This window comes from Amycolatopsis sp. NPDC102522 (genome assembly GCF_055584485.1).
Map to the genome: position 1 here is coordinate 32,883 of NZ_JBVJLY010000001.1, position 16,742 is coordinate 49,624.

The window sequence follows — 16,742 nt, forward strand, 5'->3', positions numbered from 1 at the left end:
TCACAGGTGACCGACTGTTGTCGTAGGGTCACGGAGACAGCACACGCGTCACCTTGGGAGGGGTGTGGCAGATGGCTGGGTATGAGGCTGTACTTGGAGAGATCGACGAAGCGAGCAAGGCCGCAGGGCGGTTGGTCGACGACGCTCGCGGACTCGATGCTGCCGGTGTCGTCCCGGACGGTGACGCCGGGCTTTCCGGTACTCGCTCGGCAGGCAAACTGGCGGCCTTGAAGAGTGCGTGGTCGAGCAAGGGCCGGCACTGGGCTGGGGCCTGGGAGGCATACTCCGGCGACTTGGGCACGGCTGTGGCGAACTATCGCGCGAATGAGGCGGCCGCTCAGCAAGACCTGCATGTCACGGTCTCTCATGGCGGGCCGAAGGCCGGCTGATGGTGTCTTGGGGTGATCTTCGACGCTGGAACCCCAGCGTACTTTCGAACATGTCGGCCGCGCTCAACGGCAAGTACTTGCAGCTGCTCGCCTGCTCCGAGGACTTCGAGGACGCCGCGATGCCGAGTGGCTGGTCGGGCATGGCGGCGACCGCGGCAGCCGGGGCTTCAAAGCGCCTGATCGAAGAGGGCAAGGAGTGGGCGGCCGAGATCGCGGCCATCCGCCGGGCCAGTGGGGACGTCGCGGATGCCGCCACTGGTGTGCTGGCCGGCTTCAAGGAGGCAGAAGAGCTGGCACACGCCCACAACTTCTCGATCGGGGACGACGGTGCGATCACCGACCGCGGCTTGCCACCGGATATCCCGGAGGAGCAGCGTGAGGACGTCGAGCGAGAGCGGAAGGTCGTTGCTTCGGAGCTGGGCGAGCGGGTGAAGCAGACGCTGCTCTCCGCCGAGGACGTCGACAACGACTTCTGCGCCGTGCTCGACCCGGCGATCAACGGGCACACCATCGACGCCAGCGGCGAGAGCACCAGCCTGGCCGCGGCCGGAAACGCCGGCGAGGCGCTCGGTTCCTTGTCGATCCCCGCCCCGCCGCCGGTCGACGCGGGCCCGGCGGCCAACGCCGCCTGGTGGGACTCCCTGTCGAAACAGCAGCAAGAGCGCCTGATCAAGGACCTCCCAGGATTGGTCGGCAACCGGGACGGCGTCGCGGCGTGGGCCAGGAGCAGGGCGAACGTCGCGCTCATGGCGGACGAGAAGCAGAAGCTGCTCGACGAGCGCACCGAGCTCATGCGCCACGCCCCTGACGATCTCGGCCGCGACCGCCCACTCGTCCGCGACTACCAGGAGAAGCTCGGCAAACTCGATGAACGGCTCGCCGCCTTGGGCAAGCTCGAAGGCATCATGGTGGGCCCGGACGGCAAACCGCTGCCGAACCGGCAACTCATGTCGCTCGACATGACCGGAGACAAGGTGAAGGCTGCGGTGGCCAATGGAGATGTCGACACAGCGAAGCACGTCGCCGTCTTCACGCCGGGCATGAACTCCGCGGTCGAGACGAACCTCGCCGGCTACGTGAACGACATGCAGAGCGTGCGCGAGAGTGCCAACCGCATGGTGGGTGACCTCAGCGGCAAGTCGGTCGCGACGGTGACCTGGCTCGGCTACGAGCCGCCGGCAACCGACAAACTCGGCGATTACGTCGACGTCCTCAGCGGCGGCGCGGCTCAGGACGGTGCCGAGAAGCTCGCGCGGTTCGACCAAGGAATCAACATGTCCCGGCCGGACGACCCGCACCTCACCGCTCTCGGGCATTCATATGGCTCACTGACCACGGGAATCGCACTGCACAACGACACCGGTGTGGACGATGCCGTGTTCTTCGGCTCGCCGGGTATCTCCGACCAGCCGTATGGAGGCGGCATCGCGGGCCGCTCGATCGACCAACTGCATGTTCCCGAGGGGCACGCCTACACGCTCGAAGCGGATGGTGACCCAGTGGCCGACGTCGGCAACATCACGCGCGGGCGGTTCGGCGAGGACCCCGGCAGTATGGAGGGAATGCGGCAGCTATCGACTCAAGGCGCGACCTCACTGCTCGATGGCCGGCCGCTCGCGGCTTCTTCTGGCCACAGCGAGTACACCCTGACCACAAAGGACGGCGTCGACAGCACCAGCAAGTACAACATGGCGGCCGTTGTCGCCGGCCGCCCCGACCTGACCATCTCGAAGTAAGCCCAGGTGAAACAGATGAAGCACGCTGCCCGAACCACCAGCTGGATTGCCGGGATGGCGGTCGCTGTCCTGCTCGCCGGCACGGCGTGCGGCAGCAGCCCGGACTACCTCGACAACGACCACGGCAAGGATGGCATGTCGACCCAGCAGCAGTTCGCCGAGCTTCTCAAGCGGCCGGACGCCAAGCAGGCCCAGGCGACATACGACCAGGCACTCACCGACCTGCGTGCCAAGCTCACGGAAGTCACCGGCTTTTCCGCGTGGCAGCAGGGAACTGTGGCCGAGGTGGCACCCGGTTGCAACGCTTTCCGCGCGGTCGATGTCCACGACGTGTACACCGCCTACACAACATGGGGCCTGCCAGACGTCATTCCTGAAGCCGGCTGGGCGAAGACGACGCAGGCGCTCGCCGAAGCCGCAGGCAAGCACGGCTTCACGAAGAAGGGCTTCGAAGTGAATCAGCCCCAATTCCGGGAGTTCCACCTCCTCGATGGCTTCGGCGCCGACTTGACCCTCTCGACCTCGACCGGCACGACGACTGGCACCAGCACCATGCTCACGCTGAAGACTGGCTGCCACCTGTCGATGGAGGCGCACACGCGGGGGACGCCGCGGCCGAGCGGAACCTAGACACTCACCGGGAAACGACCCGAGCCCGGCGAGTGACCGGCCGTCCCCCGATCGTGGATCGCCACCGCCCTGAATGGCCGCTATCCCGCCCCGGCGTCCGGTTCTATCGTTCGGACACATGGCAAGCGACTTGCAGCGGCGCAAGATCTCGGGGGTTTTCGCCGCGATGGACGTCGACGGCGACGGTTTCCTTCAGGAGAACGACTTCCAGGAATTGGCCGAGCGCTGGGCGCGGCGGCGTGGCCCGGAGAACGCCCGGTCCCTGACCGGCATCATGCTGAGCTGGTGGACGACGTTGCTGGCGGCGTCGGATCTCAACCGCGACGAGAAGGTCACCCTCGACGAGGTCCTGCTGGTGGTGGACAAGCTGCCGGGCATGCCCGAAGCCGTGACCGCGACCGCCGACGCGATGTTCGAGGCGATCGACGAGAACGGCGACGGCCTGATCTCCGCGGCGGAGTACCGGCAGCTGATCGAGGTCTGGAACGGCCGCCCCACCGACACCGACGCCATCTTCCCGCTGCTGGACTCCGACGGTGACGGAATGCTGTCCCGTGACGAATTCGCCGCGCTGTGGCTGGAGTTCTGGGCGGGTGACGACGCGGAGGCGCCGGGCACCCTCGTCTTCGGGCCGCTCGCCGCCTGACGCCCGTCCGGTCGCGGCTTTCGGGCCGACCCGGCGGCCATACGGGCCATACCGCGCCGGGTATGGCCTCGCGATCGCCCTGTCGGCTCAGGATGGCAGGCGTGGACGAGGTGACCGAGCGGATCCTGGAGCGTGTCACCGGCGCAAGCGCTCCTTGCGTCTGGGTGACCGGGCCGGCGGGTGTCGGCCGGACCACGCTGCTCGCCCGGCTGTCCGAGCGGCTTTCCGCTTCAGGACAAGAGGTTTCGATCGTCCGCTTCACGCCGGACGGCGGCCTCGCCCCCGGCAGCCATCCCTGGCCTTCCCCCGCGGTGGGCGACGGGCACGTGCTGATGCTCGACGACACCCAGTGGATGAGTCCCGACTCCCTCGCCGTCCTGGAGACGTTGATCCGCGGCCTGGCCGGGACGTCCGGCCGGTTGATCTGCGCCACTCGCACCCCGGTCCGGGATGTGGCCGGAAGACTCGCCACTGTGCGGCGGCTGCGGGCCGACGGCCTCGTCGAGCCGGTGCGGCTGACGCCGTTGAAGGCCGAGGAGATCACGGGACCGGTCGTCGAGGTGCTGGGTGCCGTTCCGAGCACTCTGTTGCGAGACCGGCTGCACGAACTCAGCCGAGGGGTGCCCGCCCCGCTGCACCAGGCGCTGAACCTGCTGCGCGCGCAGGGCGCGATCCGGATCGTCGACAGGCGCGCGTATCTCGTCCCCGGTACCGCGGTGCCGCTGCGGTCCGTGCACCTGGACCCCGAGCGGCTCGCGGTCGCGAAGGCGGCGGCCGTCCTGCATCCGCTCGGCGAGGCGATGCCGTCACTGATCAGCGGGCTGCTGGCGCAGGATCCCGCGGAAACCCTTGCGACGCTGGAGAATCTGCGGGCCGACGGGGTGCTGCATCGCGGCCGTGGCTGGCGGTTCACCGTGCCGGTGGTGGCCTACGCGCTGATCGCCGAACTCGGGCCCTTCGAGCGACGGCGGTTTTCCGCGGCCGCCGTCACCGCGTTGTGGAACGGGACCGCGCACACCTCCGACCCGTACTACCTCCCCGACCGGATCGCCGAGGCGGGCAAGCTGATCGACCCGCGGCGAGCTCTCACCGAACTGCTCGACGGCGCGGCCTTCCTGCCCGACGACCAGACCACCCGCGGCGCGCGCTGGCTGCGGGCCGCCGTCGAACTGACCGAGGACCGGCCGCAGCGGGCGAGGGTCACGCTCCTCCACACCATGTGGTGTCATCTGAACGGCGACCACGAGCAGAGTCTCGCGGGGACGCGTCGGTTGCTGGAAGAGTTCCCCGACCGCCTTTCCGCCGACGCCGCGCAGGAAGCCCAGTCGATCGCCGTCTGCGCGCTGCACAACTCCGGCAACACGGCCGAACTCGCGGCGATCGCCATGAACCCGCCGGAATGGTCGGTGGCGTCGAGCGCGATCGCGCTGAGTCTGCTGGACCGGTGGGCGGAAGCGGCCGAATTGCTGGTGGAGAACGCTTCCTGGCGCACCGAGTCGACGGTTTCCGCGATGCTGGGCGAACTCTTCGGCGGTCTGGCCGAACTCTGGACCGGCCGCTCCGCGCGGTTCGGCGCGAACCTGACCGAGCGCGAACGATGGCCGCTGAGGACGGCGAGGCGGCATCGGAACGACCAGATCACCTCGTACGCCACCGCGTTGCTGGTGCTGGGCGAACGGGCACGTGCGGAAAAACTGCTCGCCGACGAGGGATTCCCCGAGACCGGCCTGCGCGACAGCGAACGGTCGATGCTCGCGGCCATGCGCGGCGAATCCTCGCGCGCGGTCGATTTCGCCCACCGCAGCGTGGCCGACCGCTCCCGGCGCGGCTACGACACCGGCTCGTCCGCGATGCACCTGTCGACCGTGTCGGTCCTGCTGTCGCAGGGGCGGTTCAGCGCGGCACGGGAACTGCTGACCGCCGCCCGCGCCACGGCGCCGATGCTGGCGCATCTGCTCGACATCGCCGAGGCCCGGGTCGACATGGCGCTGGGCGAGACCGACCGCGCCGCCCGGCGCCTGCACGCGGCCACCTGCGGACTCGCCGTCGGCACGGACATCGCGTGGGCGGATCTCGCCGAACTGGCGTTGCGGAAGAACGACCGCGCGGCGGCGAAGAAGGCGCTCGACGCGCTGGAAGACCTCGCCTCCGCGATGCCGACCGGACGGGTGCTGCTGCATCGCCACCTGGTCCGGGCCTGCCTCGGCCAGGAGCCCGCCGATGAATGCCTCTGGCTGGCCCGCGAACGCGACCAGCCGCACGAACTGGCTGTCGCGGCCGAACGTCTCGTCCGCCACGGCGCGACGGATCCGAAGGTGCTCACCGAGGTGTACGAGGTGGTCGGCTCGCTCGACGCGCTGCTGCACCGCGCCCGGCTGCGGAGCCTGATGCGGAAGAACGGGATCGAGATCCCCGGCGGTCAGGAGGAGACGGTCGCCGAGAACGAGCACCTGCTGGCGCTGCTGGCGGGCGAAGGGCTGACGAACGAACAGCTGGCGACGGCGCTTCAGACGAGCCAGAAGAGCGTGGAGGGACGGTTGAGCGTGCTGTTCACGCGGACCGGCTACCGCTCCCGGATCGAACTGGCCATGGCGTTGCTGAACGGCCGATACGCCTCGTGAACACATCAGGCATCCGGGTGGCCGTCTACACGGCCGACCCTCTGACCCGCGCGGGGCTGGTCGGCATGCTTTCGCGCTCCGCGGTGCTCGAAGTGGTGCCGTCCGACGGCCGGGACGCGGACGTGCTGGTGGCCGCCGAGGACCCGGTCGAACACGGGCTCCCGGTGCTCCGGCGGGCGGTGTCCGAACAGGGCACCCTGCCCGGCGTCCTGATCGCCGGACCGCTGCCGCCGTCCGGCCACCGTTCGGCAGCGACCGCCGGGGTGCGCAGCCTGATGCCGCGTGAGGCTGTCCGGCAGGAACGGCTGATCGCGGAGGTCATGGCCGCGCGTTCGGCGGTCGAGACCTCCGCCGGGCGGCTGGCCGCCGGATATGACGCCCTAGTGGAAGGCCCAGGCGGGTCTTCGCGGTTCCACGAACGCGAGATCCGGGTGCTGCGGCTGATCGCGGAAGGCAAGGACACTGCGGAGATCGGCGCGGCGATGGGTTATTCCCAGCGCACCATCAAGAACATCCTGCACCTCGCGCAGCGGCGGCTGGCTTTGCGGAACCGGGCACAGGCGGTCGCCGAAGCGATCCGCGCCGGCCTGATCTGAGGCGGTTCAAGTCCGTGAAGGCCTCCTTGAGGGACCCTGGGGCCGTCAAGGAGGCCTTCACGGACCGGTCGTGGGTGTGTGGACTGGGGCGAATCGGCTGCGCTTTGGCCGTTGGCAGTACGTCAAGGACCCCTTCATTGCGCCTAGCGCAGTGAAGGGGTCCTTGACGTACCTCAGCAAGGTGTGAAGGCCCAGGGAGCTAGATGACTCCCGCCCGCACCGCGTAGGCGACGGCGTGCGGCCGGTTCTTCAGCTTCAGCCGTCCGGTGATGCCCTGGATGATGTGCTTCACGCTGCGTTCCGAGTAGCTGAGCTCACCGGCGATCTCGACGGTGTCCTTCCCCTCGGCCATCAGCCGCAGTACGTCGATCTCCCGCGTGGTGAGCCCGGCGGTGTTGACACCCATCGGGTCGAGCACCTCGCGTTGCAGCCGTTCGACGTGCTTCAGCAGCTCGCCGAGCAGGCTCGGCGGGAGCACTCCGCCGCCGGTGGCCGCCGCGCGGACGGCGTGTGCCAGCCGTTCGCCGGTCGTCGCCGAGCGCGGCAGGACCGCCACCACCCGGCACTCGATGGCGGGCACCAGTTCCGCCTCGCTGATCTGGCTCACCACGAGCACCACCGGTTTACCGTCCTCGGCTGCCAGCCGTCGCAGCCAGAGCACGGTCTCGGGTGTCAGCCATTCGGCGGCGAACACCAGTACGTCGGTCTCGGCGCGCTGGTCCCAGTCCCGGATGTCGATCCCCTGCTGCGTGCCCAGCTGACTGGCCAGGCCGGCCGTGGTGATCGGATCGGGCGCGTGCACCGCCACGGTGATCTGTCGGGTTTCCGTGTCCACCTCTGTCCCCTCCGCTTGATCCGCGGCCCCAGTCGGATGGGACACAGTCTGCGAAGGAGCTCTTCACGAACTCTCCACGAGTTCTCAACGAGGCGTGAAGGACTTCGTGGCCAGCTGAAACGCCTCCACGTACTTGGGGAGTTCGTCCAGGATGTCGCGGAGCCTGTCCTCGGGTCCGGTGTAGTCCGGGTCGGCGAGCAGGGCATAGCCGTAGGCCAGGGTCCGCCGAAGCTCGGTGATGCGGGCTTCGGCTTCATCGGTGTCGATCACCAGCCTGCCGTCATGGGCGAGGCTGAGCAGAACGTCACCGGCGAACTGTTCATGATCCTGGCTCACTGTCACAGCATGCACAGCGACGCATGCCTTCGACCAGGGCCGGCCGACACTCTGCCCCCGAGAACGCCCGGCTTGCCCAGTCGCCCCTCACCTGTCCACACCCTGAAAACCACATGAACGGGCACCAAACCTCGAACCCGTTCACGGACGTGAATCCTCGTGAACCGGACTACCCTGGCAAAACCCGAGAATGTCTCATGACAGGCGGACGAAACCCACACGCCGAGTGCCCGATTGATTGCGAAACCCACATCGCCACGACTAGGATTTTCGCCGAGCAGGGCACTTTCGGTAGTCGGACGCACAGGCGGCAGGTCATGGACGAGGTTTCCTCGCTGACGGTGCGGCTGCTGGGCGGTTCCCCCGCCCGGCACGGCGACGGCGAGATCGCCCTGGGTCCCGCTCAGCGGCAAGCGGTCTTCGCCGCGCTCGCCTTGCACGCCGGCCGGTTCGTCTCCCGCAAGGAGATCATCGACGCGGTCTGGGGCGAAAGTCCCCCGGACAGCGCCACCGGCATCGTCTACACCTACGTCTCCGCGCTGCGCCGCGCGCTGGAGCCGGTGGGCGAGCCGCTCGTCGCCACCCGCGCCGGCTACAGCCTCGACCTGCCGAGGCAGCAGGTCGACGTCCACGTCTTCGAAGCCGAGCTGGAGCGGGCCCGCGCGCATCGGCTCACCGGCGCGCACCAGCGGGAGCTGGAGTCGCTGCGCGCCGCGCTCGGGCAATGGCGGGGGTCCGCGCTGAACGGGATCCCCGGCCCGTTCGCCGAAACCCAGCGCGCCCGGCTGAACGAACTGCGCATGAGCGCGCTCGAACGCCAGGCTGAGGTCGCGCTGCACCTGGGCGGCTACCGCGAACTCGTGGGCGAGCTGGCCGTGCTGGTCGAGCGCCATCCGTTGCGCGAAGGCCTGCATCGCATGCTGGTCACCGCGCTGTTCCGGTCCGGCAGGCAGGCCGAGGCGCTGGCCGCCTTCGACCGCGCCCGCGAGACGATCATCGAGCAGTCCGGCCTCGAACCCGGCCCGGAACTGCTGGCCCTGCGGCAGCGGGTCCTGGACGGCGACCCGACGCTGCACCACCAGGACCAGCCGGAACGGCATCGGCCGACGCAGGCCCAGCCCGAGCGGCCGTCCGCCTTCGTCGGCCGCGAGTTCGAGGTGGGCCGGGTGCGCCGGCACCTGTCCGCGCTGCTGGACGAAGGCCGCGGCGGGACGCTGTGGCTGGACGGCGAGGCGGGCAGCGGCAAGACAGCGTTCCTGGCGGAGGCCCTCGCCACGACGAGAAACCGGACACACTGGGTCGAAGCCGACGAACTGACCAGCGCGGTCCCGCTGAGCCTCATCGCCGACGCCCTCGGCGGCGAAGCACTGGACGATCTCGGCAAAACGGTCACCGAACTGTGCGAAGACGGACCTCAGGTGCTCGTCTTCGAAGATCTGCACTGGGCCGACGAGGAAAGCCTGCTCGCCTGGCAACGGCTTCACCGGTTCACCGCGCACCTGCCACTGCTGCTGATCGGCTCGGCACGCCCGCTCCCCCGGCGCCGCACGCTCGACGTCCTCCGCTCACGGCTCGACGGCGAGATCGTCCCGCTGCCGCCGTTCGACGGTCCGTCCGTCGCCGCGCTCGCCGAGGAGACCCTGGCCAGGGATCCCGGTGAGGACTTCCTCGGGTCCGCCGCCGAGTACACCGCCGGCAACGCCGCATACCTGGGCGAACTATTCGCCGAGTTCGCCGAAGGCCGCGAGATGAGCACCGCGCCGCACAGCCGGATCGCCGTCGTGGTGGAAGATCATCTCGCCACGCTTTCCCTTGCGTGCAAGCGAACACTCACCTCGGCCGCACTGCTCGGCTCGTCGTTCACGGTCGCCGACCTGACGGGCGTCACCGGCCGCGAGCTGCGGGCGCTCATCGAAGCGGTCGAGGAGGCCCTCGCCGCCCGCGTACTGGAAACCGAGGGGGAACGCCTGCGGTTCCGCGTCCCCCTGGTGCGCTCGGTGTTCGCCGCGAACACCCCGCCCGCCATCCGCGCCGTGCTGCACCAGGAGATCGCCGCGACCATGGCGGGCTCCGGCGCGCCCGCGGACCGCGTCGCCGAGCAACTGCTCCAGGTCGGCGACGAGCTGACAGCGCGCTGGATCCCGCAGTGGCTGCTCGACAACGTCCGCGCGCTGTCGACAGGCCTCGCGGTCGAACTGCTCCATCTGCTTTCGCACCAACGGAATCTCACCGAGGAACAGCATCAGGACCTGGCGGGCGAACTGGCCGCGCTGTTGCTGCCCGAAGCGGGCACCGCGGCCACTTGGCCCGCCTCCCGCACCCTGGGGACGGCGCAGCCGTGGTGCGCGCCGCTGCACGCGTTCACGCGTCCCGCCGTGCCGCCTCAGCGCGGCGCGATCTGACCTACGCACGGGTACGCAACCGAACTGTTCCGGGCACGTCCTAAACTGCGGGGCACGGTAGTGATCCGGCCACTTTCGGTGAGGACAGAAATGGAGCCGGTGTGACCAACGGGCTGCGTGTCGAGCTGCTCGGGCCGCCTCGTGCCTGGCTCGGAGACGTCGAGCTGAAGCTCGGGCCCGCCCGTCAGCGCGCGGTCTTCGCCACCCTGGCGGCACGCCGCGGCCAGACCATCTCGCTCGGCGAACTGATCGCCGACGTCTGGGGTGGATCGGCGCCGGCCAGCGCCACCGGCAGTGTCCACACCTACGTCTCCGGCCTGCGCGGAGCGATCCGCAAGGCAGGCGGCGACGCGCACGACGTGCTGCATTCGTCCGGATCGAGCTACGTGCTGCGGCTGGACCGCGAAGAACTCGACATCAGCCGGTTCGAACAGGACGCCGCGGCGGCCAGGCGGCTGCTCTCCCGCGAGGATCAGCGTGGCGCGGCCGCCCGGCTCACCGCCGCGCTCGGGCTTTGGCGCGGCGAGGCGTACTCCGGCGTCCCGGGCCCGTTCGCCGAAGCCGAGCGCGTCCGGCTCGCCGAGCTTCAGCTGACAGCCACCGAGCTGCGGGCCACCGCGCTGCTCGGCCTCGGCGACCACCGTGAACTGGTGGCCGAGCTGACCGCGCTGGTGCAGCAGCACCCGTTGCGCGAGTCGCTGCACGAGACGCTCATGCGGGCCCTGCACGCCAGCGGTCGCCAGACCGAAGCGCTGACCGCCTACCGCGAAGCCAGGCGAGTGCTCCGGGAGGAACTCGGCGTCGAACCCGGTGCCCCGCTGCGCGACCTGCACCAGCGCATCCTGGACGGCACCGAAAAACCTGTCACCGGATCGAAACCGGTACCGGTACGCGTCGTGCCGCCGCCGGTGGCCAAGGCGATCGAACGCGGCGGCCAGGGAATTCTGCCCGGCCGGACCCGGCAGGTCGACCGGCTGCACGGATTCGTCACCGACGTGCTCGCCGGTCGCGGCCGTCCGGTCTGGCTCGAAGGCGAACCGGGCATCGGCAAATCGGAACTGCTGATCGCCGGGTTGTCGAACGCCGCCGCGCGCGGTTGCCAGCTCGCCTGGACCGCCGCCGACGAGCTCCAGCAACGGTTCCCGCTGCAGGTGATCATGGAATGCCTCGGGGTGCACCACGGCGCGGCGGATCCGGCCAAGGCCAAGCTGGCGGGCGAGCTGCACGCCGAGCCCGCGCACGGGAACTGGGGTCCCGCCGACCCGATCCTGTCCACTGTGGACAAGCTGCTGGCGCTGGTCGACGAGACCTGCGCGGCGGGCCCGCTCGTGCTGGTGATCGACGACCTCCACTGGGCCGACGAGGCCAGTGTGCTGCTGTGGCAACGGCTCGCCGCCGCCACCCGCCAGCTGCCGCTGCTACTGGTCGCCGCCACGCGCACCGGGCACGGCCGCCGGGATCTGGCCCAGCTGCGTCGCGGGGTCGAGGCGAGGGACGGCGAGATCATGCCGGTCGAGGTGCTGACCGACGACGACATCGCCGCCGTGTTCGAGGTGGTCCTCGCGGCGAAACTGGGGCCGAGCCTGCGCCCGCTGGTCCGGCGCGCGGCCGGGAATCCGCTCTACGCCAGGGAAATCGCGCACGACCTGGTGCGAACCGGCTCGCTGCGGATCAAGGCGGGCGTGGCCGAGGTGACGCTGGACGGCACCGAGAACGCGCCGCGGTCGCTGCTGGCCGCGGTGGGCCGCACGCTGGAATGCCTCGACCCGGCCACGACCGAGATCCTGCGCACAGCGTCACTGCTCGGCGCGGAGTTCGCTGTCGAGGACCTCGCCGCGCTCGCGGGCAAGAGCCCGCTGGAGGTCCTGCAGGAACTGGAGCAGGCCACCACCGCGGGCGTGATCGAGTACGCCGGCGACAAACTCGCCTTCCACCATCCGTTCCAGCGGCAGGCGCTCTACGGCGGCATCGCCGAGCCGGTCCGCGCCGCCTTGCACCGCCGCGCCGCCGAAGCCCTCGCTCGCGCCGGCGCGCCGATCAAACGGGTCGCCGAGCAGCTGGCGGCGGGACCCGTGCCGTTCGACCCGTGGCTGGTCGAGTGGCTCACCGCCAACCACATCGCCGTGTCGAACCGCGCCCCGCACATCGCGGCCGATCTCCTCCGCGGCGCGCTCGACAGCACGGTGCCGACGGGCGAGCAGCGCGAGACGCTGATCGCCGCGCTGGTGCGGGTGCTGTTCCGGCTCGAACAGGATCCGGAGGCCGAGGCCGAGCAGGCGGTGAAGACGGTCGGCGACAAGGCGGACCTGGCCCAGATGCGGCACGTCCTCGCCGCGCTGCGCTACCGCCGGGGCGACACCGCCGGCGCGATCGAGGCGCTCGCCGACACCGCGGACGACCCGTCGATGCCGGAACTGTGGCGCACCAGCACCCGGACGCTGCTCGCCAACTTCCGGCGCGGCACCCTCGACGATCTCGACGAGACCGAACGGATCGCGCGGGACCTGCACGCCGAAGCCGACGAGGCGGGCGCGCGTTATCCCGCCGCGCACGCGCAGCAGACGCTGTGGCTCGTGCATTCGATCCGCCGTGAGCACGACCGGGCGCTGACCGCGGTCGACGCCGCGCTCGAGACCACCGGCGACGAGGCCGACCTGGCGACGCTGCGCTTCGACCTGCTCGACAACCGCCTGTTCACCCTGCAGAACCTCGACCGGCTCGACGAGGCCGACGCCACGCTGCACGCCGGGTACGAGACTGCGGCGCGGCACGGCCTGCCGACCGGCCCGCAGGTCTCGGCGGCCGTGCACTACTACTGGACCGGCCGCTGGGACGAGGCGCTGGCCGAACTGGACTCGGTCACCGAAGACGGTCCGGCGATCACCTTCTACGGGGTGCGCGAGCCGGGCGCCGCCGCCTTGCTGCTGCACGGGGTCGCCGCGCTGATCGCGGGCCACCGGAACGAACGCGTCTCCGTCCGCGCGCATCTGGAGGCGGCCGAGGCGCACTCGCCGTCGAACTCCTCCGAGCGCGAGAGCTGCGACTTCTACCTCGCGGCCCAGGCGATGGCCGCTGAACAACGCGGCGGGCTCGACGACGCGCTGCGGCTGTTCGCCCCGGTACTGCGCCCCGACTACGCCCGGATGATGCTGCGCCACCAATGGCTTCCCGACGTCGTCCGCGTCGCGCTCGCGGCCGGGAACGACGCCGTCGCAAGGGAAGCGCTCGCCGTCTGCGCCGAGGAAGCGAGCCAGGAGACAGTGCCCGCCAGGGCCACCGCGGCCGCCGCCCGGTGCCGGGCGCTGATCGACGGCGATCCCGAAGGCGTGCTGGCCGCGGCCGATCACTACCGCGAGGTCCGCCGCCCGATCGAACTCGCGGCCGCGCTGGAGGACGCCGCCGAACTGCTCGGCCGCGCCGGCTACCTCGAAGCGGCCACCCGGTCGCTCACCGAGGCGTGCGAGGTCCTCGGGCCGGTCGGCGCCACCTGGAACATCCGCCGGGCGGAAAACCGGCTGCGCCGCTACGGCGTGCTCAGCCGCGCCGAGCGGGGTCCCCGGCACGCCGGGGCGCTGTCGCCGCTGGAACTGCGGGTCGCTCGGCTGGTGGCGGCGAAGCTGTCCAATCCGGAGATCGCCGCCGAGCTGAGCCTGCCGAGGCGGACCGTGCAGTCGCTGGTGTCCCGGGTGCTGACCAAACTGCACGCCGATTCCCGCCTGACCGTCGGCGACCAGCTGCCGAGACGGCTCGCTTGAGTGGCCCTTCGGGCAACGCCGCTGTCCCTGCGGACGGCACGCGCTGCCACTGTCCGATCACCACGAGATGATGCGTTCGCAGCCCGCGAATCGCGCACGACCGAGGAGAACGATGACCCGCCCGCGTGGATCCCGCCTGGTGGCCGGACTGACCGCCTTCGCGCTGCTGCTCTCCGGCTGTTCGGGCGAGTCCGAACCCGGCGGGCCGATCAAGCTCACCGTCGCCACCTTCGGCGAGTTCGGGTACGAGAAGCTCTTCGACGACTACGAGAAGGCGCATCCCGGGATCACCGTCGAGGGCCGGGTCGCCGACTTCGAGACGCATCATCGGCAGCTCGCCACCGGCCTCGGCGCCGGTCGCGGCGGCGCGGACGTGGTGGCGATCGAGGAGCAGTACCTCCCCAAGTTCCGCCAGTCCACGGACAAGTTCACCGATCTCTCCGAGTTCGGCGCGCAGAGCCTGAAGGAGAACTGGCCGGGCTGGAAATGGGATCAGGGCACCGCGGCCGACGGCAAGTTCGTGATGGGCCTCGGGACCGACATGGGCAGCCTCGCCCTCTGCTACCGCCGCGATCTGTTCGCGAACGCCGGTCTGCCCGCCGACCGTGATCAGGTGGCCGCGTTGTGGCCGACCTGGGAGAAGTTCGCCGAGACCGGGGAGAAGTTCAGCTCGCGGTCGCCGGAGGTCAAGTTCGCCGACTCGGCGGGCACCGTCTACACGGCGATGCTCAACCAGGCGCAGGAGAACTACTTCGCCAAGGACGACACGTTCATCGCCGACACGAACCCGAACGTCCGCAAGGCCTTCGACCTGGCGGGGGGGATGGCGCTGAAGAAGGAGACCGCGGCTGTCACCACCTTCACCCAGCCGTGGACGGTGGCGATCAAGCAGAGCCGGTTCGCCGCGATCACGTGTCCCGCCTGGATGCTCACCCAGATCCAGGAGGCAGGCGGCCCGGAGCTGGCGGGCAAATGGGACGTCACCTCGCTTCCGGGTGGGGCGGGCAACTGGGGCGGTTCGTTCCTGACCGTCCCGAAGCAAGGCGCGCACCGCAAGGAGGCCTACGACCTCGCCGCCTGGCTGACCGCGCCCGAGCAGCAGAAACGGATCTTCCTGGAAAGCGGCCTGCTGCCGAGCGCGCTGGGCGCCTACCAGGACAGCGCCGTGCTCTCCCACACCAGCGACTACTTCAGCGGCGCGCCGATCGGCAAGATCTTCGCCGCGTCCGCCGAGGCCCTGCGGCCGAACTACCGCGGGCTGCGCGACGGCGAGGTGCGGCCCGTGTACGGGCACGCGCTCGGCCGCGTCGAAGAAGGAAAGCAAGCGCTCGACCAGGCCTGGGACCAGGCTTCGACCGAAGGCCGCGCCGCGGCCGCAAAATGAACGGGGACGGCGTGGCGCGTGGGTTTCCGGCCGGGTTCCGCTGGGGCACGGCCACGGCGGCGTACCAGATCGAGGGTTCGACGACGGCGGACGGCCGCGGACCGTCCATTTGGGACACCTTCACCGCGAGACCCGGCCTGGTGCTCGACGGCGCCACCGGCGACCCGGCCTGCGACCACTACCGGCGCTATCGCGAGGACATCGGCCTGCTGAGCGAACTCGGCGTGCCGTACTACCGCTTCTCCGTCGCGTGGTCACGGGTCATGCCGGACGGCCGCACGATCGAACCACGCGGGCTAGCCTTCTACGATCGCCTTGTCGACACGTTGCTGGAGCACGGGATCACCCCGATGGTCACGCTCTACCACTGGGATCTGCCGGAGGCGCTGCAGGCGGAAGGCGGCTGGCCCAACCGCGATCTCGCGGATCTCTTCGCCGACTACACGCTGACCGTCCACAAGGCACTGGGCGACCGCGTCCGGCAGTGGACCACGATCAACGAGCCGTTCTGCGCCGCCTTCATCGGCTACGGCAACGGCGACCACGCGCCGGGTATCCGGGACGAGGGCGCGGCACTCGTCGCCGGGCACAACCTGATGCTCGCGCACGGCAAGGCCGCGCAGGCGTTGCGGGCGGGCGGTGGCAAGCAGGAAGTGTCCATCGTGCTCAACTTCGCCCCGGTGCTGACCGATGTGGACGACGCCACGCACCGCGAGGCCGCGCGCAAATTCGACTTCCTGCACAACCGGTTCTTCCTCGATCCGCTGCTCGGCCGCGGCTATCCGCCCGAACTGCTGGCGGATCTGGCGCATCTCGGCACACTCGAACCGGCGATCGCCGACGGCGACCTGGAGATCATCGCGCAGCCGCTGGACGTCCTGGGCGTCAACTACTACGCGCCCGCCCGCGCCGTCCCGCTCGACGACCCTGAGGCCGACAGCAACTGCCCGCTGCCCGGCCTGCGCGGGATGGACGTCACGCCGCCCCGCGGCGACCTGACCTCGCTCGGCTGGGAGCAGCGACCCGAGTCGTTCACCGATCTGCTGCTGTGGCTGCACGGACACTGCCCCGGCCTGCCGCTCGTGATCGCCGAGAACGGCGCCGCCTTCGTGGACAAGGTCGTGGACGGGCGGGTGCGCGACACGAACCGCGTGCGGTACTTCGCCGAGCACCTCGCCGCCGTGCACGACGCGATCGAGCGCGGCGCCGACGTCCGCGGCTACATGGCCTGGTCGCTGCTGGACAATTTCGAGTGGGCCATGGGGTACACGCAGCGGTTCGGTCTGGTGCACGTCGACTTCGACACCCAGGAACGGGTGGTCAAGGACAGCGCGCGGTTCTACGCGGACGTGGTGGCGCGCAACGGGCTCTAGCGGTTCTGCTGGAGCGGCCCGACGTCGCCGGAAAACGGC

The 16,742-nt window shown here is 70.2% G+C and carries 12 protein-coding genes; 10 read left to right on the plus strand and 2 right to left on the minus strand.

Annotation, left to right across the window (positions count from 1 at the left end; all coding sequences use genetic code 11):
* Nucleotides 1-71 precede the first annotated feature (71 nt).
* The 6 genes from ACZ6YV_RS00175 (at nt 72) to ACZ6YV_RS00200 (ending at nt 6,618) form a co-directional block, all read left to right on the plus strand.
* Nucleotides 72-389: a hypothetical protein gene (locus ACZ6YV_RS00175; RefSeq protein WP_465507561.1), complete on the plus strand. Its 318-nt coding sequence runs from the start codon at nt 72-74 to the stop codon at nt 387-389.
* Between the two features lie 50 nt (nt 390-439).
* Nucleotides 440-2,125 carry an alpha/beta hydrolase gene (locus tag ACZ6YV_RS00180; protein ID WP_465507562.1) on the plus strand — a complete coding sequence of 562 codons (1,686 nt, stop codon included), beginning with the start codon at nt 440-442 and terminating at the stop codon, nt 2,123-2,125.
* Nucleotides 2,126-2,140: 15 nt separating this feature from the next.
* Nucleotides 2,141-2,755: an LppA family lipoprotein gene (locus tag ACZ6YV_RS00185; RefSeq protein WP_465507563.1), complete on the plus strand. Its 615-nt coding sequence runs from the start codon at nt 2,141-2,143 to the stop codon at nt 2,753-2,755.
* Nucleotides 2,756-2,873: 118 nt separating this feature from the next.
* Nucleotides 2,874-3,401, plus strand: coding sequence for an EF-hand domain-containing protein (locus ACZ6YV_RS00190; protein ID WP_465507564.1), 528 nt, complete (start codon nt 2,874-2,876; stop codon nt 3,399-3,401).
* Nucleotides 3,402-3,493: 92 nt separating this feature from the next.
* The gene (locus tag ACZ6YV_RS00195; RefSeq protein ID WP_465507565.1) at nt 3,494-6,022 is read left to right on the plus strand and encodes a hypothetical protein; all 2,529 of its coding nucleotides are present in this window, start codon (nt 3,494-3,496) and stop codon (nt 6,020-6,022) included.
* Complete coding sequence (locus ACZ6YV_RS00200) at nt 6,019-6,618, plus strand: helix-turn-helix transcriptional regulator (protein ID WP_465507566.1); 600 nt, start codon at nt 6,019-6,021, stop codon at nt 6,616-6,618. Before ACZ6YV_RS00195 ends, ACZ6YV_RS00200 begins: the two co-directional genes overlap by 4 nt.
* 199 nt (nt 6,619-6,817) lie before the next feature.
* Here ACZ6YV_RS00200 and ACZ6YV_RS00205 read toward each other — a convergent pair whose 3' ends face one another.
* Entirely contained in the window at nt 6,818-7,453 is a 636-nt protein-coding gene (locus ACZ6YV_RS00205; RefSeq protein ID WP_005164996.1) for a helix-turn-helix transcriptional regulator, read from the minus strand.
* Nucleotides 7,454-7,537: 84 nt separating this feature from the next.
* Nucleotides 7,538-7,789: a hypothetical protein gene (locus tag ACZ6YV_RS00210; RefSeq protein ID WP_465507567.1), complete on the minus strand. Its 252-nt coding sequence runs from the start codon at nt 7,787-7,789 to the stop codon at nt 7,538-7,540.
* Between the two features lie 317 nt (nt 7,790-8,106).
* On the opposite strand from ACZ6YV_RS00210, the gene ACZ6YV_RS00215 reads away from it, so the two are divergent.
* From ACZ6YV_RS00215 to ACZ6YV_RS00230, 4 genes are all read left to right on the plus strand, one after another.
* A complete protein-coding gene (locus ACZ6YV_RS00215; RefSeq protein ID WP_465507568.1) occupies nt 8,107-10,191 on the plus strand; it encodes a BTAD domain-containing putative transcriptional regulator in 2,085 nt (694 codons plus the stop codon).
* 101 nt (nt 10,192-10,292) lie between these two features.
* Nucleotides 10,293-13,946 carry a BTAD domain-containing putative transcriptional regulator gene (locus tag ACZ6YV_RS00220; protein ID WP_465507569.1) on the plus strand — a complete coding sequence of 1,218 codons (3,654 nt, stop codon included), beginning with the start codon at nt 10,293-10,295 and terminating at the stop codon, nt 13,944-13,946.
* Nucleotides 13,947-14,058: 112 nt separating this feature from the next.
* Nucleotides 14,059-15,330: an ABC transporter substrate-binding protein gene (locus ACZ6YV_RS00225; protein WP_465507570.1), complete on the plus strand. Its 1,272-nt coding sequence runs from the start codon at nt 14,059-14,061 to the stop codon at nt 15,328-15,330.
* A gap of 11 nt (nt 15,331-15,341) precedes the next feature.
* Complete coding sequence (locus ACZ6YV_RS00230; protein ID WP_465507571.1) at nt 15,342-16,703, plus strand: GH1 family beta-glucosidase; 1,362 nt, start codon at nt 15,342-15,344, stop codon at nt 16,701-16,703.
* The last annotated feature ends 39 nt before the right edge of the window (nt 16,704-16,742 follow it).